Consider the following 22,609-nt stretch of genomic DNA (forward strand, 5'->3'; position numbering starts at 1 on the left):
CTTCACCTGTGCAACTGCACAGGCTGCCATAGCGGGGAGATTGGCCTCCAATGGCGAAAACTTGCCGCAGGAGACCCTCCGATGACCGTGCCTATGGCGCCGCCGCTACGAAAACTTGCCGACAGGCAGCTCCATCCACTGCCGCGCTTCTGCGCCTTCAAGGGACGTCTGGATGGGACGCAGGAGCCGATGACGGTGACGGAATCAATTCCCTCGGCGTGCTCAGGTCGCGCTGGCCGTCACTGTGCGGGTTCAACGGTCTGGTGGCAATTTGCGCACATCTTCTGTCGCCGACAGTGGCGATGGCTGACGCTTCAACAAAAAGGTGCCTTCGACGTCTGCTGCCTTCGCCGGTGCTTTGCGAAGTGGCATAATGTTTCTACGCACGCAGGCGCGGGCAGGGGGTGTCAGTCATGAATCTCCTGACTGGCGCGGATCAGGCCGATTGGCGGGATGAAAGATCATACGACTACACCGCTGGCCTGACGCTGCGGGAGTGGGCTTGGGAGTTCTTACGCCGCAACCCGGCGTTCCAGCGCGATCTGACCGCTGCGCGCCAGCATTGCAAGACTTGGTCTCTCCGACCCTTTCTCGATATGGTCGCGTCGGCCGGCGACCTGTCACGCTGGGGTGTTCTGTTTCGCGGAGTCTTGTGGCCGCGCTTCGGTCGTATTCTGGTGTCCGCTCTGGTGCGTCCATGTGCTGCCGCTCATTGCGGAACGGTTGCCTGCCTCGTCGCCGACACCGCCGTTCGAACTCTCGGCATTGCCCTGTCGTGCAACCGTCCTGCAGGCGCCCGACAAGAGCCAGCATGTTCTTCTTCGCAATGCGGACCACGCGCTGCAGCTCGCCGTCTCGGGCGCGAATATCCTCCACCCTGTTTGCCTGCATACGCAAGCCATCTGGCCCGCGGTGCTTTTAAAGCATCGACTGAGGGGACTGGAGTGCCTCAATGCTCTCAGTCTAGGGCAACATTTGCCCCCCCGCTTGTTTGCGCCGGAAAAGCGCGGCGTCCGTTTGTCCTTCGTTCTTCGTGCGCTCGACGGTTCGCTCGCCGGAGCACCACATCGCGAGCTCGCCGAAGTTCTCATCGGTCAACGGCGCGTCCATGCCGACTGGGCGGATCCTCGCGATCATCTGCGCGACCGCATCCGTCGGGCCGTCTCGCGTGGCCGCGCGCTCATGAATGGTGGCTACAGAGATTTCCTAGTTTGAAATGCGACAGTCCGCGCTGTGCGTCAGTGGATGAACGTTCGCTCGCAGCTGACCCGTCACCAACAGTTCGCCCGCCGACAGATCTGCATGGCGCCTTGCGGGTACGCTCTGGTCAGGCGTCGGCCGACGCCACAATGACATCGGTGAAGTTGCCAAGGCGGTGGTTCATTAGGGCCGGCCTCGACCTGAACCCACATCAGTGGTCGGAAAGCGGCGTGCACCGCAATGTCGCCATAGCAGCCAAGATCCTTTGAGTCCGGACCTGCAGTCCTGTTGGACCGGCGGGTGCAACAATATGGAGGGATTTGAGACCTCACACTGTCCCCTGGACCGACAGCTCGGTCAGACATCGCACTCACCGCTTGATTATGGAAATGGTGGGCCTGTAGTACAGCGGGTAGCGCTTGCTGCGCACTGTCCTAAGAATAGCAATCATGACCCGTCTGGGGGTCTGCAACACGACGATCCAACCGCTTGGGCATTGTCGCATATCCCACAATGTAGAGTGCGCAACAGGGCAAAAGCTGATCCATCGGCGGTTTATCAATGCTTTTTTGCTTGGCACGGCACATGCAACGCAATCGGCAAAAGGCGCACGAACTGAGTGGCCCCATCGGCCCTAGGAGCGCTGACTTATGCCCTCCCAAGGCATGTCCGGCCCGGCAGCGAGCTCAGTCTCCTGCCGGGCATCCGTGTTTCAGGTCAACGGCGTTAGGAACTTCAAATTAGGTGGCGGCATTGACCGCAGGCCGCCCCCGGTGGGCGGCCGGTGGGCGGAGAGACAGTGCAGCAGGTTTCAAATCCCGCCCATGCAGAGATATTTCATTTCCAGATAGTCCTCGAGGCCATGGCGGGAACCCTCCCGCCCGATGCCGGATTGCTTCATGCCGCCAAACGGTGCCGCCTCCGAGGACATGCGTCCCGTGTTTATGCCAACCATGCCATATTCCAGAGCCTCTGCCACACGCCAGACCCGCTTCATGTTGGAGGCATAGAAGTATGCGGCGAGGCCGTAAATCGTGTCATTGGCCTCGCGCACGACCTGATCCGCATCGTTGAAGCGAATGATCGGCGCCAGCGGCCCGAATGTCTCCTCTTGCGCGACTGCCATGACGCTGGAAATCTCGGTGAGGACCGTGGGTTTGAAAAACGTGCCATTCTTGCCGATACGTTGGCCCCCGCATCGTATTGTGCCGCCTTTCGCAATGGCATCTGCGATGTGAGACTCTATCTTGGCCAGAGCATGCCTGTCGATGAGCGGTCCGATGTCCACTCCGGCATCGAATCCGTCGCCAACCGACAAGTGCCGGACTTTCTCCACGAATTTCTTGACGAACTCATCGTGAACGCTCGATTGGACGTAAATACGGTTCGCCGAAACGCAGGTCTGGCCGGCATTGCGAAACTTCGCCTGGATCGCACCGTCAACAGCAGCGTCGATGTCGGCATCATCGAAGATGATGAAAGGTGCGTTGCCGCCGAGCTCAAGGCTAACCTTCTTGATCTGGTCAGAGCACTGACGCATCAGCAGCCGCCCGACCTCGGTCGAACCGGTGAAGCTGATCTTGCGGATCTTGGAATTGGTGCAGAGTTCACGGCCGACGCGATCACCTTCGGACGCATAGATCAGGTTGACCACGCCATCGGGAAAGCCGGCCTGATGGGCAAGGGCGAACATTGCGCCAGCCACGAGCGGCGTCTGTTCAGCGGGCTTGAGCACGATCGTGCAGCCCGCAGCCAAGGCCGGCGAGATTTTGCGCGCCACCATGGAGGCCGGGAAATTCCATGGCGTGATCGTGCCAACAACGCCGATGGGCTGCTTGATCACTAGCATTCGGCGGTCTGTCGAGCGTGCCGAGATCGTCTCGCCATAGACGCGATTGGCCTCCTCGGCATACCATTGCAGATACGCCGCCGCATGCGATACCTCTGACATGGCTTCGGCAAGCGGCTTGCCCATTTCCGCAGTCAGAATCGCGGCGAGATCGCCTGCATGGTCGATGATCAGCTGATGCCATCGCCAAAGAACGTCGCTACGCTCTCGGGCAGTCAACGCGGCCCATCCCGACTGCGCAACATAGGCCTTGTCTACCGCAGCACGTGTCTCCTCCACGCCCATATCGGGAAGCTCTGCCAAAACTTCGCCGGTCGACGGATTGACGACCTCGAACGTCTTATTGCCAACCGGTCTGCCGAGTGCCGGCAGGCGGTCGATGGCTCCAAACAGGTGCGGGGATTTCAGACGGCGGATCATCGGCAGGCACAGGGGCAATACCGGATTCCTCCTCAACGCAGCGAACATCCAGGTCGACAGGCCGTCGGTGTGTATTCTGCACCAGCGGGTTCGTCCTAGGGCCTCGGCAAAGCAGCTGGTAGACCAAACATACGACAACAGTTCCGTTAGTTTGAGTGCCCGCGGTTCATCAGTTGATGGATTGAGCAGCCGGATGTTTGCTTCATCCACCCGCTGCCTGCTGGTGGCGTGCGAGTGTATTCTGCAAAAGGCGGCATACATGCTGAGGAGCGCCGTTTCGGCGAGAGGCCCGCCTGGACCGCCAATGCCGCGCAAGGCCCGCGAAACGACTCCGCGGGTCTGCATGATCTGCTTGGCCCACCGGCCTCCATATTCGCTCTTCCCACGAGAAGCCCCAAGGAAGAAGGAAGGCGAGATGAGTTTCTTTACTCATCCTTGCCGCCCAGCGGCGGCCGACCACCAAAATGGCGGGCTCGGCCGAAAGCAGCTTCTTGGCCGCCGCCTTGACCTGTTTGAGCGTCACCCGACCGATGCTGCGGGCGCGACGCTGGTTGTAGTCGACGTCGGCCTTGTGAATCTGCAAATCCAGGAGCCGGTCTGCAATCGAGCTGGTCGAGCCCAGACGGTCAATGGCATAGGTGCCGATCAGGTGCTTCTTCGCCGCCTTGAGCTCGGCCCCGGTCGGTCCTTGCTGCGCCATCTGCTTTACCACATCTCGCACGATGCTCAGCGTTTGGGCGGCGCAGTCCGAGCGTGTCTCTGTCGTAACCAGAAGCTTGTCAAGGGTCAGTTCAGAGCTGACGTGATAGGCAAGGCCGCGTTTTTCGCGCACCTCCTCGAAAAGGCGGGAAGTCATGCCCGAGCCGCCGAGGATGTCATTCATCAGCACGGTGGCGAAGTGATCCGGCGCGCTACGCTTCACGCCAGGCCAGGCCAATCGCAGCGAAGTCTGCGGCAGGTCGCAGTTCTCCTCCACCAGTTGGCCGAGCTTCGGTACGACATCGGCGACGGGGGCGAGGGTTTGTTGCTCAGGCAAGTCACCAAACAGCTGGTCGAGCCTTTCCCTCAGCGTGTTTGCATCAATGTCACCGACCACGGCAATATGGAGCCCGTCGCGAGCGAAAATCGCCTTGTGGAAGGCGAGGAGGTCGGACGGCGTGATGCCGGCCAGGCTCTCTTTTGTGCCTTCTCCCGGCCTCGAAAAAGGATGCGTGCCATAGATCGCGCGCAGCCATTTGCGCTGAGCGATTGCGTCAGGGTCGCGCTCGCTGCCGACGATGTCGGAGACAATCTCGGCGCGGACGCGATCGATCGGCCCCTGGTCGAAGCGCGGCGCGTTGAGTGCGAGCCGAAGCAGGCCGAACGCGGCGTCCTGCTGTTTGGGAAGCATGCACACCGATCCGCAGATGTAGTGTCTTTGCGCCTCCAAACCCATCTCGGCGCCGGCATCGTCGAGCTTCATCTGGAAGGCATCGCTGTCGTAATTACCGGCGCCTTCGATGAACAGGCCGGCCATCAGATTGGCCATCCCCTCCTTCCCGACCGGGTCCTGCGTGATGCCGCCGTTGAAGGCAAAGCCGATGTTGACGATTTCCACTGTGTGGTCCTCCACCAGCCAGGCGATCATGCCCTTTTCGGACTTCACCTCCTGGATGTTCATCGCAGCATGGGGCTGAGCGCCGAGCGTCATCTCTTCATTCTCCGTCTTGGGCAAGAGATAGCCCGTGGTCGAACGGTCGAACGCGAGATAGCGGGCGGCAACTGCTTTGATTTGCGCGGCGGTAACCCTGCGGATGCGAGACGGCCGTTCCTCGACATCTTTCACGGTGCCGCCGGTGGCCAGCGTCGAGCCGTATATGCAGGCGAGGTCGTCCTGGTCGTCTTCGGCAAAGATCATATCGCGCACAAAGCGCTCCTTGGCCTTGCCCAGTTCCTCGCTGCTGACACCATCCTTGGCAATGCGAGCGACTTCGGCAGCGGCCGCCGCTTCGAGATCGGCCAGCTTGGCATCGCCGCGCGGCGCGCCATAGATGGCGAACCTGGTGTCGTCGAGCATGGTGCCCTGGAAATAGGCGCAGGCGCTGGAAGCGATACCTTGCTGGACAGCGAGCGCCTGGTAGAGCCGGCTGCGGTTACCGCCGCCGAGGATTTCGGACAGCAGGTCGAGCGCTTCGGCCTCGCCCGGCTTGGCGGTATGGTAAGACGGCACCACCCACTGCGTCGAAAAACTGGGCACGCTGACGCGGGCGTCGGAGAGCGTGACGGTGCGCCTGGTGTTCTGCTCGGGCTCAACCGGCCGGATGCGCGGCGGCAGGTCGGGCCCGCGCGCCACCTTGCCATAGGTCTTCTCGGCCAGCACCTTCACCGTCTCCGGCTCGACATCGCCGGCCACGATCAGCACGGAGTTGTTGGGCCAGTAGTATTTTTCATAGAAGGCGGTGGCGTCGACGCGGTTCAGCTGCTCGATCTCCTGCATCCAGCCGATGATCGGGATGCGATAGGGCTGGTTCTGCCACAGCGTCGCGTCGATCTCCTCATGGAGCACGTCCTGCGGGTTGGTGTCGGTGCTTGAGCGGCGCTCCTCGATGACCACGTCGCGCTCGGTCTTGACGACATCGTCGGTGAGGATGAGGTTTCGCATTCGGTCGGCCTCGAAGCTCATCATCAGCTCGAGCGCCGACGGCGCCACTGTCTGATAGAAGGCGGTGTAGTCGGAGGAGGTGAAGGCATTTTGCGAGCCGCCGATCTCGAACACTGCGCGGTCGAATTCGCCGGCCGCATGGTTGGTCGTCGCCTTGAACATCAGATGCTCGAAAAAAATGGGCAATGCCGGATTTGCCCGGCGGCTCGTCGGCGCTGCCGATCTTGTACCACACCATGTGGCTGACGATCGGCGCCCGGTGGTTGGGAATGACGACCACCTCCATGCCGTTGTCGAGCACGAAATCCGTCGCCTTGCCGTCCTCCCATGCGACGGGGACCGGAGCCGTCCTCGCGCCGCCCAACTCGGTCGCAACGGACGTCCTGCGAAGCCCGTGAGTGCGGGGCTTGCTTGGTAGTTCTGATAGGGAGAGTGGGATTATGGGCTGGGTTCCTGGCAAAGTGATTTGTTCCTCATTTTGAAGGCTCTATGTCTCCCGACGCCTATTGGGAGAAAGTGGATCGGCACGCGACGCCGAGCCAGATGAGCCGTCAGCGTGTTGCCGGGCCTGACGCGGGCCTCATCTTTGGATGCGTCCGGGGAACGTTCGGCAGTATTTTGGTGGGGCCATGGGAAGTCTGCTCGTTATCCATTGGGTGTTTGCGGATACCTGAGCATGCGCCGTGCCAAGTAAGAAAGCCCCGATTTGCAAGGTTTGATCCAACCTTGATACTTGCGATATCCGACATTGTCGGGCATCCGACAGAAAGCGCCTTTCGCCGGCGCGCCGGCTACGGCGCTCGCCTCCTCCGGCGTGACGACGATCCTTTGGCGGGCGCCGCGCACACCGATCTGCCCGCCTATCAGCACCGCGACATCGAAGGACAACGCGATCGTGACTGATGGGTCTTACGCAAACATGCAGCAGTGCCACCGCCATCAGGACTTCATCCGCCCCTCAAAGCCCCGAGCGCGAGGGGACGACGTGTAAGGCAACATGTCATCCTCGACAATGATGCCGCGCATAAAGAGGTAAGGTCCCTCGTCGTACCGGCGAGCCCCTTCGCTGGGTTCGCCGAGGGTCTGGTTTGCGAACGTCGACCGACAGCATCACGCATGGGCGGCCGGATCGATAGACAAGCATTGACCGTGCCACCAGCGCATTGAGGGCAGCGCAGAGTCCAATTGGCCTGTGCCAGCCGGTATGCTGGAGCTTCAAGTGTGGCCAGCCAAGCGGGCTGGGATATCCTGGACCGTCCAGATTGCAACGCACGACGCCTGGTCATCGCCCGAACGTTCATTGACGCTCAGCGAAGCTTGCGTCATCCGGACGATCTGGGAAAAGCTTGGCCGGGCCGGCGCCTTCCCAGGCGCACGGGACGCGCGACGACCCATGTGGACCTTGGATTTCACTCCGCACCTACGCTGCTTTGGCCTTGTCAGCAGCCTGGGCGGCATAGCTGAGTCCCGCCCTTGCTCAATCTGCCAAACCATCTCGCTCACAAGCGATCGGGTGGTTTGTGCCGTCTGAACGCGCATTGTCAACTTGCCGACAGTCTGGGGTTCCGAACCCGACAGTTGATTCAAACCGACAATGGCCCGCCTCAGAAGCAGGCAACCGCGCTTCGTAGCAGGCCGAAGCTAATCGAGGTTCGCGGGTCTCGGTTTGAGTGTGCAGTGTCGCTGCGCGCCTGATCTTTCGGTCTGATGACAAAAACATCGTCATTTTGGCCGACGATATCGGTCAGGAGCGGGTATTGCGGTCGAGCAGCGACCCAAGCACGTCCACAAGATGTGCCGAGTTTGCAGGGTTGGGTCATTGTTTCTGTCGACGTTTGAGCGACAGCGCACGACGAAACGTCTGGCATACGCCTCGTCTGGCACGCGCCTCGCATGTGTGGCAGGTGCTGCTGGAGATCAGGCGGTCGAGTGGGCCTTGCAATTTTCCGATTTTGCTGCGCCTAAAGTCTCGTGTACAAATCAGGCTGGCGTGAATGGCCTGCCTAAGTTGCGACTTGTTACAAAGGAATGGATATATGGCGACTGGAACGGTGAAGTGGTTCAACAGCACCAAGGGTTTTGGTTTTATTCAGCCCGACAACGGCGGTCAGGATGTCTTTGTCCACATTTCCGCTGTTGAACGAGCGGGCCTGTCGACCCTTAATGAGGGCCAGAAGATAAACTACGAGGTCGAACAGGATCGCCGCACCGGCAAGTCCTCTGCAGGCAGCCTCAGCAAGGCTGGCTAACGCGTGCGGCAAGGATGCGGCATACTCCGAACGCATTGACCGGCTCGAAACCCGGCCGGAGCATGCAACCAGGTAATGCCGCGGCAGCGATTGCTGGAGCCGTCGCGAATTCCTCTGGAATGAGGCTCTTGGACGGGAAAGGCGGGGCTCGTCCCCGCCTTTTGATTCCGCGCAGATTGGGCCTACGGCTGCCGCGCGTCCCGAACGACTGTTGATACGGATTTAGGCTGCGACCTTTTTGCGGGTCCGTTTCGCCGGCGCCGGCACCGGGGCTTCCGGCTCTTTCGGTTTGCGGCCGAGTCCGATGGTCTTGGCCAAGGCGGAGCGCGTAGCGGCGTAATTCGGCGCCACCATCGGATAATCCGACGGCAGACCCCATTTGGCGCGATATTCGTCCGGGGTCAGACCATAGTGCGTCGACAGATGGCGCTTTAGCGATTTGAATTTCTTGCCGTCTTCAAGGCTAATGATGTAGTCCGGTTCGATCGACTTTTTGATCGGGACAGCAGGTTTTTTCACAGGCACAGGCTCTTCTGCCGGTATTAGTCCGGCCGTGCCTTTTAGAGCCCCGTGCACTTGGGCGATCAGGGCAGGAAGCTCCCCCGCCGGGACGGGGTTGTTGGAGACGTAGGCTGATACAACCTCGGCAGTGAGCTCGATGAGGATGTCGGTGTTGTGGGCTTCTTCTGTCATAAACTTCTCCGGGCAGCTTGAAACACAGTCGGGCGAAGTGTCGCTACATAGTGGCGGTTGACGCTGAAAGCAAATGGATCGACGGGTGCGCTGCTCCCCACCATTGAAGTCTCGGGGAAGTATCCCGTCATCGTCCATCGGCCTAGAGGCAGCGTATTGCATTATGGGAGCGGTCGCGCCTGCCCCAAGTTAGAGGCAGGCATTCGCGCGTGAATTAATCAAATCCATCCTGAGCGTATCTCGCGTGGCAACCACGAAGGCGCTCTGGCAACGAAGCGAGGCGGATGGCCTTGCGGGTGGCCGAGAGATGTCATCCGGCTCTCCTGCCGACCTCTGCCGGCCAGATCTGGAGCAACAGCTTTGCGCAGATATGGCTCTCTTCAGAGGCCATCTATGATGGGAGCCGAGCGCGTCTCGAGCCGGGGAATAGGCTGCACATGCGCTGTGCCCACCTATTGCGATCGTGCTAACCTTGGCTGTTCGGACTTGCCGTTAAGGCAAGCGACAGATTGAAGTTATGCTGCACCATCTGATTCCCTGGCTCGGTTTCGAGAGCTCGCCGATACAGGGCCTGTGCCGCGTCATGCCGCCCCTCAATGTCCAAGATCACGCCCTTCGCATTCAATGCACGTACGTTTGCTGGGGCTGCAACCAAGACGCTGTCGAGCACCTCAACCGCTTCGTGCGGGCGCTTCTGGGCCACCAAGGCTTTTGTAAGCCGTATCGCCGCATCAACATTGTCCGGGTGCTGCTTCACCTCATCCCGCAAAGCCCGCTCTTGAACATCCTGACCAACTTCGCGCAAAATGCGTTCGCGCATAGCCGGATCGATTTGATCGGCGCTGAGCAACTCTGGGGAAGATGTCTCCTGCACGGAAAGAGCGGGCTTTTGCCAGCTGGCGCAACCGCCCAAAGGCAGAATGGCGAGTACGGCAAAAAGAAGTGAGCTCCGGCGCAGAAACATAGGCGATGGAGAAACTGTATTTCTAACAAATTTCATATTATCTCTCGGTTATCAGGGAGGCGGGTCGCGTTCAGTTAGGAAAGGTGGAACTACTCTAACAATCCGCTGTTCGATCCGTGCGGGAGTTTGACGGATCCTGCCGGGCGAATTGTAAAGTCGGAGGCGAGGTCTTGATAAGACAGCACGGCGAGATCGATCCCGTTTCGCGTCAGAAAGCCGCGGACGAAACGTCGGACATCCATTGACGTCAACAGAATAGGGCGGGTTTGACCCGGTTCTGTGTTCGAAAGGACCTGACGTATCTGTGATAGCATCGCTTCGCTTTGCCGATCCTCCAGTGCGAGATAGGGGCCTGCATCCGAATCTCGAACCGCGCCACGCATCACATCCTCGCTCTCGCGTTCGACGACCAGGGCGGACACGATGCCCTCGGTGTTGGCATAGCGGTGGCAGATCTGTCGCTTCAAACCAGAACGGACATATTCCGTCAGCAGGGCAACGTTTTGCTCACGCTCGCTCCATTCGGCCAATGCCTCCAACACGAGACGGGTGTGGCGGATTGGGATACCTTCCTCCAGGAGGCGGCGCAGAACATCGGCAATCCGAGGAATCGGCGTCGTGCGCAGCACCTCTTTCACAAGATCAGAATATTCCTGCTCCATTCGGCCCAGGAAATGTCGGGTCTCTTGGATGCCCACCAATCGCGGTGCGTAGCGGGTCAACGTTGCATGGACGCGCAAGGCGAGGAGTTCGCCGGGAGCCCAATGCTCCGTGCCGGCGCCCGTAAGGGCCTGTGCAGGGGTATGTTCGACCGGGAGTCTGTCCGTTTTCGGCTCACGCCTAAGGGGGATACCGCTCGAGTCGACGTGCGCTACATCGGCTCGGAGCGTCATCTGGCTTGGATCTATCGCGTCCTGTTCGACTGGCACGCCCTCGACATCTATCCGGAATTGCGATGTAGGCAGCTGCTCGTCAACCAAGACAGGGATGCGGGGAACGATAATGCCCAGATCGGCTGTGACCAGGAGCGAAACGCGCCCAATATGTTTTTGCAATTCGGCTTGATCGATCGCCTGCATAAGATTTGGCGCTAAAAAAAATGCGATCGGGAATTCCTTCGCAGGCGCGGCTTGCTTAGGCTCCGCTGCAGTTCCATCTTTCGCATCGGCAGTGCCGGCGCCCAGCACATCAGCCTTGACAATGCTTACCGCAGCGAACACTGCGGCCAGCATCAGAAAGACGGGGAGGGGAAACCCAGGAACGAACCCCATCACGACCAGGACGCCGGCCGCCAGCCGCAAGGCTCGAGTACTGGCCGTGAGCTGACTGACCATTTCGGTACCGAGGTTGATCCTCGCCGTCCCAGTCACACGGGTGACGATGGTCGCCGCAGTAATGGAGAGCAGAAGGGCCGGAATCTGCGATATCAATGCATCGCCTATCGTCAGCAGAGTATAGTGATGCAGCACCTCGCCGAAGGACATGCCCTTGGAGAGCAGACCGATCGAAATTCCACCCAGCATGTTGATGCAGATAACCACCAGCCCGGCGATGGAATCGCCCTTCACAAATTTCATCGCGCCGTCCATCGCGCCATATAGTTGGCTTTCCTTCTCCAATTCGGCGCGCCGCCGGCGGGATTCGTTGGCATCGATGTGGCCGTTGCGTAGCTCTGCGTCGACCGCCATTTGCTTGCCCGGCAGAGCATCCAGCGTGAAACGCGCCGCCACTTCTGCCACCCGTTCGGCACCCTTCGCGAGGACCATGAATTGCACCATGGTGACGACCAGAAATATGACGAAACCCACCACGATATTGCCTGAGATGACGAAATCGCCAAAGGTATGAATAATGCTGCCGGCCTCCCCCTCGGCCAGGATCAGTCGCGTCGTTGCGACCGTCAGCGCGAGACGGAATACAGTGGAAATCAAAATAACGCCGGGCAAAGAGGAAAAATCAAGTGGAGTACTGACATACAGGGCAACCATCATCAGCAGTATGGCCAACCCCATATTGAATCCTATCAGTGCGTCGACCACCACGACCGGGATAGGCATGACCATCATCGCGACAGCCAGAAGCAGCATCAACGCAACCATTAAATCCGGGCTGGCCGGCGCACGCTTGATGAAGTCACGCAGGACGTTGGCCATCGAGACACCTTTGCAATCGGTTGAGACTTACTCTGCTGTTACGCCCTGAAACGTAGCTTTCGAACTCCGAAGGCGCCTCGGCCTTGGCCAGCGCGTGACCCTGCATGAGAGCCACAAACAGGCGCGAAATGGCTGGGCAGCAAATGTTTCCAACGCAGCCAGCTTGTCAGCACCGAGCGCCACAGGATGTTTGGCTGGCCATAGAGTGCTGCTTGATGGGGCCTGCGAGCTTTCAATATGGGAGAGCAGCAATGCGGCCATTCCTGCTCAGCAGCACACGGCTGTCCTCAATACGATCGACTACCCATCCATCAGCTAAAATGGCCCCGACAAAATACTTCTCGCTGTCGATGACAAGATACGGTTGGGCCCCATGCCACACAGCTTCGACCGCGATTGCGGATGGCGCCTTCTCCTCTTTGATGAGCACTCCGTTCACCAGTGTTAGAGTACCCTTGGTGCGACGATCGAACGATTGCTGAAGCTTCTGCCAGCTGATGACCGATTCAGACGTGACGGTGCCCTCGGCGGTCACAACACCCTTTGCGGAGCCAATCTTGACGTCGAGAAGACCCGCTCGATCGACTTCCTCCTGCAGCTCTTTGGCCGCTGCCCCCGTAAGTTCATTGTCAGCGCGGTGACTGATCGTTCTGGACGCGACTTCAGCCCGAAGTGAATTGGGGCTCGATCCACTTGCATTGCCAAGATAGGAGAACATGCCCGAAAGCGCGCCGATCCCGAGTGAGCTGATTATGACCATGGCGAGCACACCGATCGGTAGGCGCGGTATGCCGGTCGAACCAGGCGGCTCTGCATCCTGCACGGACCAAGCAATGGACATCTCGCCTACGAGCAGGACGGCAGGAAGGGGCACAACAACGGACTGGCCTGCGGCGATATTCCGGTTGCCCTCGATACTGAGTCCGGGTGCAAGCGCCTCGAGTTCGATCGACTTGCCAAGAAGAGTTACACGAAGATGATGCGGTGCCAGTCCTTGCTCGACAAAGACCAAATCGGCATCGAAGCCGCTGCCGATTAAACACGTTTGAAGATCCGTCTTGCCGGTCAGTCCGCAATAGAGCCCCGAAAGCACTTCGAAACGGAGGGAAACGGCGTCATCCACAGAGCATCTCTCAAACAGGATAGAAGCCGCACGGCAATTGCCATGCGGCTCATTTCGGGACTACGTCGCGTCAATAAGGAGACGCGCTAGGGGCAGTCTAAAAGCCGCTTCCGACATTACGAAACGCGTTCGTCGGCGGCCTTCTTGATGGTCTGGAGATTGGTCGTTAGAGTGCGCAACTGGACACTCCTTTTCGTCGCCTCCAAGCTAACATTGGTTAGTTCTTGCACTTGCGCCTGAAAAGCAGTAGCATCAGCTCCGCTTGTATTGCCGGGAGTGCCACTGTTAGTTTTATCGGTATTGCCGGCGCTACTGGTATTGGTATTGCCTGATTTCTTATTATTATCAACTGCAGCCATGATCATTCCTTTTTCTGTTGGAGTTGTGCCGTCAATAACGGCCTGTATGACCTCACGCCGGATTTTCCCGCGTCAGGCATCTTCTGTGTCATCCAAAGCTTCATCGGCCTCAGCCATCGCATCGTTCGCGAATTGGAACGCGAACGATCGCAGGATACTTTGGAAGGCTTCACTTTGTGCTGCAGACTGTGAGTTGTCTTGAAGTTGATCATTTGAAACGGTCCGGTTATCCGCCCGATCGTTCCCGCCAGCTGGCTTGCCATCATTCCCACCAGCTGGCTTGCCATCATTGCCACCAGCCGGCTTGCCATCACCAGAATGCTCGGATTTCGAATCCCCATGGCCCTTTCGGATCAAGGAAGTCCCGAGGTTGCCAACTCCACTCCCAATTGCTGCTATCATCAGGTACTCCGGCATTTGCCATTGGCGGCGACGTGTTAAAGGTTAACCTCGATCAAGCTAAGGGCGGGAGCTTTCGAGAACCTGACGGCTTTTGACAAAAACCGGCCAGCGCAAAAACGTATGCTCTGCAGGATGTTGCTCTCGCATCGAACAGTCGACCACGATCTCGGCTGTTCGGCCAATCCCGCCGTCCACGCATGCCGCGACCGAATGGCAGCCGCAGCAGCTCGTTTGCATCCTCGATGCTGTGGTGTCGAACAGGAGACACGGTCCACGTGCTGCATGACCGCAATGACCGTATTCTTGCTGGCTCCACGGGCGCACGCAACGAGCAGGAACTCGGTCTTTGCATCACCATTCTCTCGCCTGCACATCACGGCCCGGCGCGGTGAGCTCATTGGCTTCGAGAAGGTCGGCGAGTACGAACATGGGATGGTCTGCCGGCTTTGGGAGGCCGGTGCGGATCCTCTTCTCACCATATCGAAAGCTTGAAGCGGTCGGATTTTCTTGCCCTGTTCGTGAGAACTCCCATCGTCAGCTAATCGTCAGCCAAGCGGTCTATCTAGGCCGGCCGTGCCTGACCTTCGGATCCAAAGGTCCCGTCTCGACACTTTTTGTAACTATAGATCGAAATGGTTTCCCGCGCGATACGCAACGCACACGCTTCTCTGAAGCAAATGTGTGACTTTGTCGGTGGCGAACGAGAGGAGTGACGCCTCAATAAAATCGTCAGGCACGTGTCTAGGAAGGGGAGCTAGCCGAGTTGGTCTGATTTCATTCGCTGTTCCTGGAAATCGGCGGACTGAAGCGCTGATAATCTCAGGACATCGATGGCAACGTTGCGAAAGTCCTGTGAGCTCGGGCCAATCTTGGCCTGCTACTGAGAAGCACTTTGGCGGGAACATTACGCCGTCGCGGGTCTGGCTGACCGTGACGTTAACCGAAAGATGCCGCTGGTCTCGTCAGCCGCCAGCACAATAGCAGCACATTCTCGCCTACTACGGAGACGCAATATGAAGGGCATTGGCCGACCACGGAAATCGCAGGCTGAAACTGGAGCCAGCCGCGCGGGGCGGGCGAGCAGTTCCCTTTCGCAATCAAGTCTTGCTGCGGGAGAAGGTGGACAGTCATTCGATTCCGTTGTGGAGCAGATGCGCTCTGGGGACGCCGATAGGAGGCCCTCCTCCCTTCCAGTTGCGCGCGGTCCAGGCGATGCCCGCGAAAGTCTGCCAGGCGCCTCGATTGGCGAAGATCAAATCCTGAACGCACCGCCACGTGGAGCCGCTGCGCCACCACGCGGAACCGTAGCGCCACGTGGCGCAGCCGCAAGGCGGCGCGGTTCTCCCTCCATGTCTGAGGGCGAAGCCATGGCGCCGGTCGGTAGCCAACTATCAACCGCGCAGGTGGAAGGCACCAGCTCATCGTCAAATGAAGATATCAGTCCGACACAGCTCAGAATGAACAGTCTTGTTCAACAACTGACTGATTGCGAGGCTGCGGCCAGGAAAACCGACGTCCCCGAGGAGGCGGTGGAGCTGATCAGTCGGGTCGTCGATGCAGCCTCAGCAATTCTGGAGTACCGCGCTAGCCTGCCTGCGGCTGAGGCGCAGACAATTATGCCAGACGACAAGGTGCGTAGATGTTGCCAGATCGTGTGCGACGCCGCGAATGAAGTAGACAAACTTGGCCTGTCGACGATCACGAAATTGGACAAAAAGACCAAGAAAGCGGCAGGTATGGTCGATAAACTCTACTCCTACTCCCAGGCGGACCGGCAGGAGCTGTTGATTTTAAATGTGGAGAACCACCATACGGCGGCAATTAAGTGGTGGGAAAAAAAGGCATGGCGCTCCGAACGGCAGCGATCCGCCTGCGCTGCCACCGCTAGCCTATCCAGTGGAACGCCCGTGATGCGGGAAGCCGAGCGGTGCGCACTGCGGCTGCGTGCCGGCTCGGTACTGAGTGTCAGGATCTGGCTGGTCCGTGAGCGGATCGGTCTTGCGCGGGCCAAGATTGAACTGCGGGCGAGCAGGTTCGAGCCAGATTTGAAGGAACTCCTCGTCGGTCGAAATGGAGTGGTGCAGCTGATGGCAAGCGCCGTTCAAGAAGCTCTTCGCGCCCTCTCTTTGGCGAAGGGCATAATGGATGATGGCAAAGCACTCAACGCTCATGATTGCGCGGTTGTAGAAAAAATCATGGAGCGGCTTTCGGATTTTGGATTGGCGTTGCACGAGGTGCATACCAAGCTAAGCCATACCTACCCAGATGCCGGCCTCCCATTGAAACTGTTCGAACGGATCGTGGACGATGCATGGATCACTGCGCACGATGCCATGCACTTGTTGAACCTGCAGTCTCCGCCGTCAGCCATCATGGCGCCACAGGCCCAGGCGGGCGCTGCGATGCCGGCCAGGGCAGGCGCTGCGATACCGGCTGACACTGCTGGTACGGCTGCAGTGTCAGAAGGCACTACAGCGCGAAGGAAAGGGAAGTCAAAGCATAAGTCGGCAGCTCGCGCCGGGACTTCTGCCGCCGGGCAGCCATCAACACCAGTCGCTGCGAACGCCGGCACAGTGCCAGCAGCCAAGGTTCTCGCGCGCTCGGATCAAGTTGCGAGTACACAGGTGAGAGCGCAAGAGGTGGCTGCGAGTTCGTCGGGGGCAGGCTCGACAATCGGGGGCGCCGCGTTGTCAATGGAGGTATTGACGGAGCGGCTCAAACGATTGGACGAACTTTTGCAGTTCGATCTGGCCGGTCAGCAAAGCGTCGTCTCCCAAGTGCGCCAGATGAAGCCTGAGGAGGCCGGTAAGGTCGTGGACGATGTGGCCCAGTACCTGCGAGCCCAGGCCATTGAGATGCAAACCTGTCTCGCCGGGTTGCAGGGGCGTAATGTACGCCTGCTACTCACCTCCACCCAGCTACCCAAAGTGCACGAACGCACAGACCAGCTCAAAGGGTTGCTGAACATGGTGCTGGGACAGGCCAACGCATTGAATGAAGGAAAAGCCGGCATTACGACTGATTGCATGAAGACCTACGCATTTCCGGCGCAAAAATACCTGGAACATTTGTGCAATGCCGACGAATTGATGCCGCCGGAGGCACCGGTCGCGCTGCGTGGCGAGCCAGGAAAGCTGTTTGAGATGAAGCTGCAGCCCAAGATGCTGGTCAATGGTGCGATGCCGAGCCCGATGTGGGTGCACATCCACACGAGTCGCCCCGTCATGGCCAGAAACTTGGAAGGGCTGGCTGATTCCGAATTCACCGCTTGCCACGTTAAATCCAACGAACAGCGCGGCTACAATCGAGAGCGAGAGGAAGCCGATGCTAGGTCCGGTCGCGAGAAGGTCATAATTCATCGCGGCAAACTCACCCCCGCTTTCTGTAAGTCCTTGTTGACCTCGGGGCTTGGCCGCCAACCACGCCATTCGCGTGCCGAGCTCCCGTCGGCGCAGGCTGCATGACAGGGCACGTACTTTGGGGTCTAGGGCAGAATGCGGCCGGCCACGCTGTGAGTCAGCGAGCATTTCTCCTGGCCAAACCGCGAATGCCGCTGCGCGAGTTGCGGTCCGGCGATTGGAGTCGATCGGCTACCGTCAGGGCCGATTTGCGATGTCGCGTTACCTGCTGTTGACGTGGCGGCGTATCTTGCCTCCCATCCAACTTATCGCCGAGATCGCGCCGCCAAGATCGAGGCGGAAGGTCTTCCTGCGAGCGCGGAGCAGGCATAGCCGATCCGATCGGGATCGGCGCATCGCAACGACCCAACGGTGTGGTGGAGAAAATTGGATTCGGGAGAGCTCGTATCCAAGAGGCGGAGTTCCGGCCCGAATACAATCCGCTCGCAAGCACCCACGATGCGCATCCGCAGTTTATTGTCTGGGAGATGGGCTGGATCGCTCGGCGGCGCTGGCGCTAAGGCGGGGCTGTCGCCGGACAATTAGCATTCACTGCCAACAGCCTTGCAACCGTCACCAGTTGCAAGGCTCGGCGGCGGGTCGACAAATCAAATGAAATCGTCGTCAGACCCGCTATCGCTGCTGTCGCTGTCCTCGGTTTTGTGGAGATAGAGTGGAGGTTTGCCTGCACGCTGCCACTCACCGGCACTGTTCTTCGTCCATTTGTCGGGATGCTGCGTAGGGTCAAGCACCAGGTCGCCATGATCCACTTCAACAAACCCCATCGTCTGCGCGCGCGCTTGTGCTTCCGGATTAGCCGCACGCCAATTCAGCAACGGTCGGTCGCCGTCTATCCGAAGTTGATGCTCCAGCAGAATATCGCCCGCATTTTCGACGAGCGGATGGGCGACTTGAAGATCCACTATGGAAGTGACCTCAGTTCGACCAGGAAATTGTTCCCGCCAACTTTCCGATTCGAACTCGTTCATGCTGAATCCGCCTTCCATTCTCAGCAGTCCGGCACTCCGGTCTCCCAATTGGTAACTGAAATATCGCGCGTGCTCCGTATCTCGACGGATGCCATATTGCTGAGCAACGTCCGCGGTGCGCCTGGCTCGTGACGATACGAACTCCGAATACTCTTGAGGATTGTCGGCGATGTGCGTGATTTCATCACCATGAAATTGCCTCACCTGTCTCCTGAAGGAAGTCCTGTTGATCTCCACCACAGGAGGTCGGGAATTGAGGGAGTATGCTTGGGGAGCCGCCGATGATGAGGCGCCGCTACCTTCCGATCCGGATAAGTGCATTCGGGCAAATGTGTCCGCGAACCCTTCGCTTCCTGCATCCGATTGCTCGCCGGCATTATGCGCGCGGTAACTATCGGATGAGCCAATTCGACCATACATGACGATTCGTACTCCTATGTTTCGCAACCGAGCTCAAGTTAGCACGGCTGTTCAACATAGGGCGCTTAGTTGACGACTAGCTGACGAGGGCATTCCAACGGCTGCACCAATCAAATCCGCACTGCCGGCCTCAAAACCTCGGACTGCGCCACGCACCGGCCAGCAGAGGCTGAAAGGTCATGCCCGGAGGACTTGCCGTAGTTGCTGGGTGGCAGATCCGAGGGGAGTGATTGCCCCAGGCCCGCGGTTGCGCGGTTGGCCTGACAGAGACACTGGGGCACGGATGGCCAGCCGACATTTGCCACTAGCATGGAACCAGGTCAGTTTTGAACTGGGCAGTCGTGGACTTCCAATGACTAGGCCAAGCCTGCGGCAAAGAATGCTTTCGCGACAGGCTGGAAATATTGCATAGGAACCGCGTGGCCGAGTTTTGTAGTGCTTATCAGCTGACGCGCTAAGACATGGTCATGGACGATCGTCAGGCGTAGTGCCCGCGCCTCACTCAACACATGTGAAACGCGCTCACCTTCGGCACGGCAAACTAAGAACGGCACCCCGGTTTCACCGCGAACGTAACGCAGACCGATCAGGACCGCCCTTCCTGTTAAGACCAGCGTGGCGCGATGCACGCCAAGCGCAGGCTCGTCGGCCGCCTCCTCGCGGATGCGACGCTGTTCACCTTTCAACTCTGGCGCTCCTTGCTGATCCTTCGACTCGCGCGTCACTTCGGTATTGGTCATGCGCATTTCGCGCAGATACAACGCGCGCTGGAGCAGGAGATCGATCAGTCCGCCGACCAGCAGTGCGCCGGCGCCAATTCCCATCAGCAATTTTGTCTCCATAAAGATGAGGCCAACACAGCCCATGCCGCAGATCGGCAGAGGGACCATTGTCTTCCACATCCCGAGAAGGACAATGGAAAAGGTTGCGCTGAGAACCAATACCTTGAACATGGTCTTGCAGACTTCGACCATGGAACGAGCAGACCCCAAGCGCTTCAGCCCTTCAAAGGGGTCAATTTTCTTAAAGCTGAGCTTCATCGGCTCCAGAGAGAAGACAAATCCACCATTGGCTAGCAGGCTGGCCAAAATCACCGCGGCGACGAGGGTTCCAAGCAGCGGGCCAACAGCCGCGACGGTGAGTTGGACGAGCACAACCAATGCCTGCGGCACCGCGGTATCGAAAGGTAGGCTCTGCAACTTGGTGGCTAATAGGAGCGCTTCCCGGCATTTGTCCTCGATCACGCTGCCTCTTAGCCAAAGGTAGCCGAGCCCAGCGCAAGTCCCGACCGCGCGGACGAAATCGGAGCTACGTGGCAGCTGTCCTTTTTTGCGCGCTTCACTTAACTTCTTCGGGCTGGCGGCGTGTGTCTTCTCTTCACTTGTGTCGCTCATGGCAGCAATTTGTCGAACCACTCCAGCGCGCCGTTGGCTTGTGTGACCTCCAGTTTCATGCTCTCCACCAGATAGGCAGCGTAGGTGACCATGAGAACTGGAAAGACAATGTTCTTGATTGCCGGAGACAGTTGGCTCGCCTTAAATTGCGGGGCAAAGCGACGCAGCAGCATCATCGATATATCAATCAGTATCAGGAAGAACACGACAGGCCCCGATACCAATAATGCCGTGCGCATTATGCGGTCGAGAAGCCCCAACAACTCCATTGCTCCTGGCCCGCTCAGTGTCGGGTGAAACTGATACACCGGCCAGATCAAGTAGCTGCGGTACAGGACACTGATCAAAGTTTCCAGGCCTCCTGATCCGACGAATATGGCAATCGCAGTGATCCCCAGAAAAACGCCCATCGCGGAAGCCTGACTGTTCGTCGCGGGATCGGCCGAAGCGGTCGGGCTGCTGATGCCGCGTTGGTTGTCGATAAGCTCCCCGGCAGCCTGAAGGCCCCAAAGCGGAATGCCAAGAAAAGTGCCAAGGAGTACACCGACAAAAACTTCCTTGAATCCGAGCAGGGTTAGCTGGATCAGGCGTGTATCAGAATCCAGCGCCGGCAATCCGCCGCTGACGTGTGCCAGGCATGGTAGTGCGAAGCCAACAGCCAAACAGCCCCGGATCAGCCCACTGATCTGCGAGCGTGTGAATACGGGAAAGATCAGCATGATGCCCATCGCGCGGGCTGCCCCAAGACCTGCCGCAACGACGAGTTCGAGAGCCGTCTGGATCAGAATTTGAATATCGGCCGATGGCGCGTCCATGGGGCGGACTAGTAGCTAAGTGTCATTGCGGGAAACTCGGTGAAGATCTGATCGGCTAGCTCTATGAGCGGGGCGCTTAGCACAGGAGCAAACAGCCCAATCACCGCGACAACGACCAGAAGCTTCACGGTGAGCGGCAAGCTTTCATCCTGGATCTGCGTCGCCGCCTGGAGGATGCCGATGACGAGGCCGACAACCACTGATGCAATGAGCGGCGGTAGAATCCAGATCATGAAAACCACCAGTGATTGGCTCATAAGAGTAATGATGCTGGATTCAGTGATGATCAGCCTCCCGGTAACGTATAACTCAGCACAAGCCCATGCATCAATTTTGACCAACCATCAATGGCAACAAACAAAAAGATCTTGAACGGGACAGATATAACAGTTGGTGAGACCATCGACATACCCATTGCCATCAAGATAGTTGTCACTATCAGATCTATAACAATAAAAGGCAGATAAAGTAGAAATCCTATCTCAAATCCGCGCTTCAATTCTGATAGCAAGAAAGACGGTACAAGTATTGCAAAGTCATCAGGCGTGGCTGCAGCGTGCATTTCCTCTGGCCAGACCTTTTCTGTCGAAGATAGGAAAAATCGCCGCTGCTCTTCATTTGTGAATTTCTTGAGATGCTCGCGCAAGGGCTCACTTCCGGCTTTAGCGGCGCTTACCCAGTCGTCGAATGTCTGATAGTGGAGCTTGGGATCCGACATGCGGTCATAGGTCTGCTCAGCAACGGGCGCACTAACGAACATAGTGAGGATCATCGCCGCGGCGTACAGCACCACATTGGGTGGTATGGTCTGGGTCCCGAGCGCATTGCGGACGAGGAAAAGAACAATTGATACCTTTACAAAGGCCGTTGTCGTGGCAACTGCTAAAACCAGCAGACCGAGTCCGGCGGTAACCGCAAGAAGCGCCAGGATTGTCGGCTGAGCTTCACTCATTGCATGCAAACCCGCCACGGAGCCTGATGCCCAGCTCTTCTCCGATGCGGACAATGTCGCCACGCCCGATACGCTGACCATTGGCCACTATGTCGACCGGGCCGTCGATCGGCCATCCAAGTTCAAAAATATGCCCTTCGCCGGCACTTCTTAATTCCCCAAGAGAAATAGGCCAGCGGCCGCATTCAAAGACAAGCACGATCTCGACATCGTCGAGATCCTTAGTAAGCTCCAGTTGCGATCCGGGTTGTGTCATATGCGCATTCTCCAAAGGACACGGTCGCGGGCGGAAAGGCCCCCGCAAGATTAATTCATCGCCGTCAAGATCCGCCCCGGCGCACAACTGGCCGACAGCTAGGGTGATCTGGCCGCGGCCGAACGGCGCAATATCGGGCAACAATGCATCACCGACACATGCGCTTCGAAGAAGCGCCGCAGGAAGGCGAAGCGTGCCGACCTCTCCTGCAACAATGAGCGGGAGCTCTGGAGGCAGCCCGCCCAGCTGCCGCGGCAACTGGGCAAGCAGTTCGCCTAGCGCGCGAAACGCAGGCGGTACTAAGCCGTCAAGAGGCGTGAACAGGAATAGAC

General features: G+C 58.6%; 17 protein-coding genes and 1 pseudogene. 3 read left to right on the forward strand and 15 right to left on the reverse strand.

Annotated features, from left to right (window positions below; all coding sequences use genetic code 11):
- The first annotated feature begins 699 nt into the window (after nt 1–699).
- Nucleotides 700–1,215 (forward strand): DUF2285 domain-containing protein, encoded by a 516-nt coding sequence (locus EOA75_RS00495; RefSeq protein WP_236473688.1) that lies wholly within the window; start codon nt 700–702, stop codon nt 1,213–1,215.
- 796 nt (nt 1,216–2,011) lie between these two features.
- Here the strand turns inward: EOA75_RS00495 and EOA75_RS00500 are convergent.
- The 3 genes and pseudogenes from EOA75_RS00500 to EOA75_RS00510 form a co-directional block, all read right to left on the reverse strand.
- A complete protein-coding gene (locus EOA75_RS00500) occupies nt 2,012–3,487 on the reverse strand; it encodes an NAD-dependent succinate-semialdehyde dehydrogenase (RefSeq protein ID WP_127323349.1) in 1,476 nt (491 codons plus the stop codon).
- Nucleotides 3,488–3,671: 184 nt separating this feature from the next.
- Nucleotides 3,672–5,159, reverse strand: coding sequence for a pitrilysin family protein (locus tag EOA75_RS00505; RefSeq protein WP_329608815.1), 1,488 nt, complete (start codon nt 5,157–5,159; stop codon nt 3,672–3,674).
- 9 nt (nt 5,160–5,168) lie between these two features.
- Nucleotides 5,169–6,474, reverse strand: a pseudogene (locus EOA75_RS00510) (pitrilysin family protein); the annotation flags it as partial.
- Nucleotides 6,475–8,146: 1,672 nt separating this feature from the next.
- On the opposite strand from EOA75_RS00510, the gene EOA75_RS00515 reads away from it, so the two are divergent.
- Entirely contained in the window at nt 8,147–8,359 is a 213-nt protein-coding gene (locus EOA75_RS00515) for a cold-shock protein (protein WP_008874821.1), read from the forward strand.
- A gap of 222 nt (nt 8,360–8,581) precedes the next feature.
- Here the strand turns inward: EOA75_RS00515 and EOA75_RS00520 are convergent, their stop codons facing one another.
- The 6 genes from EOA75_RS00520 to EOA75_RS33830 form a co-directional block, all read right to left on the reverse strand.
- On the reverse strand, nt 8,582–9,052 hold the full coding sequence (locus EOA75_RS00520) for a MucR family transcriptional regulator (protein WP_091595855.1): 471 nt from the start codon (nt 9,050–9,052) through the stop codon (nt 8,582–8,584).
- Nucleotides 9,053–9,518: 466 nt separating this feature from the next.
- Nucleotides 9,519–10,052 carry a tetratricopeptide repeat protein gene (locus EOA75_RS00525; RefSeq protein ID WP_101918715.1) on the reverse strand — a complete coding sequence of 178 codons (534 nt, stop codon included), beginning with the start codon at nt 10,050–10,052 and terminating at the stop codon, nt 9,519–9,521.
- Nucleotides 10,053–10,105: 53 nt separating this feature from the next.
- Nucleotides 10,106–12,169 carry a type III secretion system export apparatus subunit SctV gene (sctV, locus tag EOA75_RS00530; RefSeq protein WP_029354834.1) on the reverse strand — a complete coding sequence of 688 codons (2,064 nt, stop codon included), beginning with the start codon at nt 12,167–12,169 and terminating at the stop codon, nt 10,106–10,108.
- Between the two features lie 232 nt (nt 12,170–12,401).
- The gene (locus EOA75_RS00535) at nt 12,402–13,292 is read right to left on the reverse strand and encodes an EscD/YscD/HrpQ family type III secretion system periplasmic domain-containing protein (protein WP_029354836.1); all 891 of its coding nucleotides are present in this window, start codon (nt 13,290–13,292) and stop codon (nt 12,402–12,404) included.
- A gap of 116 nt (nt 13,293–13,408) precedes the next feature.
- Nucleotides 13,409–13,651, reverse strand: coding sequence for a nodulation protein NopA (locus EOA75_RS34760; protein WP_224570034.1), 243 nt, complete (start codon nt 13,649–13,651; stop codon nt 13,409–13,411).
- Between the two features lie 72 nt (nt 13,652–13,723).
- Nucleotides 13,724–14,053, reverse strand: a complete 330-nt coding sequence (locus EOA75_RS33830) for a hypothetical protein (protein WP_091595908.1) — start codon at nt 14,051–14,053, stop codon at nt 13,724–13,726.
- A 1,349-nt stretch (nt 14,054–15,402) separates the two neighbouring features.
- On the opposite strand from EOA75_RS33830, the gene EOA75_RS00550 reads away from it, so the two are divergent.
- Nucleotides 15,403–17,517: a hypothetical protein gene (locus EOA75_RS00550; RefSeq protein WP_029354840.1), complete on the forward strand. Its 2,115-nt coding sequence runs from the start codon at nt 15,403–15,405 to the stop codon at nt 17,515–17,517.
- A 542-nt stretch (nt 17,518–18,059) separates the two neighbouring features.
- Here the strand turns inward: EOA75_RS00550 and EOA75_RS00555 are convergent.
- From EOA75_RS00555 to sctQ, 6 genes are all read right to left on the reverse strand, one after another.
- Nucleotides 18,060–18,860 carry an Effector protein NopP gene (locus EOA75_RS00555; protein WP_127323344.1) on the reverse strand — a complete coding sequence of 267 codons (801 nt, stop codon included), beginning with the start codon at nt 18,858–18,860 and terminating at the stop codon, nt 18,060–18,062.
- Nucleotides 18,861–19,216: 356 nt separating this feature from the next.
- On the reverse strand, nt 19,217–20,254 hold the full coding sequence (locus EOA75_RS00560; protein WP_029354843.1) for an EscU/YscU/HrcU family type III secretion system export apparatus switch protein: 1,038 nt from the start codon (nt 20,252–20,254) through the stop codon (nt 19,217–19,219).
- Nucleotides 20,251–21,069 carry a type III secretion system export apparatus subunit SctT gene (gene sctT, locus EOA75_RS00565; protein ID WP_091595845.1) on the reverse strand — a complete coding sequence of 273 codons (819 nt, stop codon included), beginning with the start codon at nt 21,067–21,069 and terminating at the stop codon, nt 20,251–20,253. Before sctT ends, EOA75_RS00560 begins: the two co-directional genes overlap by 4 nt.
- An 8-nt stretch (nt 21,070–21,077) precedes the next feature.
- On the reverse strand, nt 21,078–21,326 hold the full coding sequence (locus EOA75_RS00570) for an EscS/YscS/HrcS family type III secretion system export apparatus protein (protein ID WP_081714428.1): 249 nt from the start codon (nt 21,324–21,326) through the stop codon (nt 21,078–21,080).
- Nucleotides 21,327–21,355: 29 nt separating this feature from the next.
- The gene (gene sctR / locus EOA75_RS00575) at nt 21,356–22,021 is read right to left on the reverse strand and encodes a type III secretion system export apparatus subunit SctR (protein WP_029354851.1); all 666 of its coding nucleotides are present in this window, start codon (nt 22,019–22,021) and stop codon (nt 21,356–21,358) included.
- The coding region (gene sctQ, locus EOA75_RS00580; protein WP_127323345.1) for a type III secretion system cytoplasmic ring protein SctQ at nt 22,014–22,609 on the reverse strand (596 nt) is incomplete at its 5' end. The genes sctQ and sctR, both read right to left, overlap by 8 nt.

This window comes from Mesorhizobium sp. M1A.F.Ca.IN.022.07.1.1, from assembly GCF_003997575.1.
Classification (GTDB): Bacteria; Pseudomonadota; Alphaproteobacteria; order Rhizobiales; family Rhizobiaceae; genus Mesorhizobium.

Excerpts from the sequence above, each read along its gene's own strand:
- EOA75_RS00505 (WP_329608815.1), bottom strand. The coding sequence starts at position 5,159 with ATGACGCTCGGCGCTCAGCCCCATGCTGCGATGAACATCCAGGAGGTG.
- EOA75_RS00515 (WP_008874821.1), top strand. The coding sequence starts at position 8,147 with ATGGCGACTGGAACGGTGAAGTGGTTCAACAGCACCAAGGGTTTTGGT.
- EOA75_RS00520 (WP_091595855.1), bottom strand. The coding sequence starts at position 9,052 with ATGACAGAAGAAGCCCACAACACCGACATCCTCATCGAGCTCACTGCC.
- EOA75_RS00525 (WP_101918715.1), bottom strand. The coding sequence starts at position 10,052 with ATGAAATTTGTTAGAAATACAGTTTCTCCATCGCCTATGTTTCTGCGC.
- sctV (WP_029354834.1), bottom strand. The coding sequence starts at position 12,169 with ATGGCCAACGTCCTGCGTGACTTCATCAAGCGTGCGCCGGCCAGCCCG.
- EOA75_RS34760 (WP_224570034.1), bottom strand. The coding sequence starts at position 13,651 with ATGGCTGCAGTTGATAATAATAAGAAATCAGGCAATACCAATACCAGT.
- EOA75_RS33830 (WP_091595908.1), bottom strand. The coding sequence starts at position 14,053 with ATGATAGCAGCAATTGGGAGTGGAGTTGGCAACCTCGGGACTTCCTTG.
- EOA75_RS00550 (WP_029354840.1), top strand. The coding sequence starts at position 15,403 with ATGTCTGAGGGCGAAGCCATGGCGCCGGTCGGTAGCCAACTATCAACC.
- EOA75_RS00555 (WP_127323344.1), bottom strand. The coding sequence starts at position 18,860 with ATGTATGGTCGAATTGGCTCATCCGATAGTTACCGCGCGCATAATGCC.
- EOA75_RS00560 (WP_029354843.1), bottom strand. The coding sequence starts at position 20,254 with ATGAGCGACACAAGTGAAGAGAAGACACACGCCGCCAGCCCGAAGAAG.
- sctT (WP_091595845.1), bottom strand. The coding sequence starts at position 21,069 with ATGGACGCGCCATCGGCCGATATTCAAATTCTGATCCAGACGGCTCTC.
- EOA75_RS00570 (WP_081714428.1), bottom strand. The coding sequence starts at position 21,326 with ATGAGCCAATCACTGGTGGTTTTCATGATCTGGATTCTACCGCCGCTC.
- sctR (WP_029354851.1), bottom strand. The coding sequence starts at position 22,021 with ATGAGTGAAGCTCAGCCGACAATCCTGGCGCTTCTTGCGGTTACCGCC.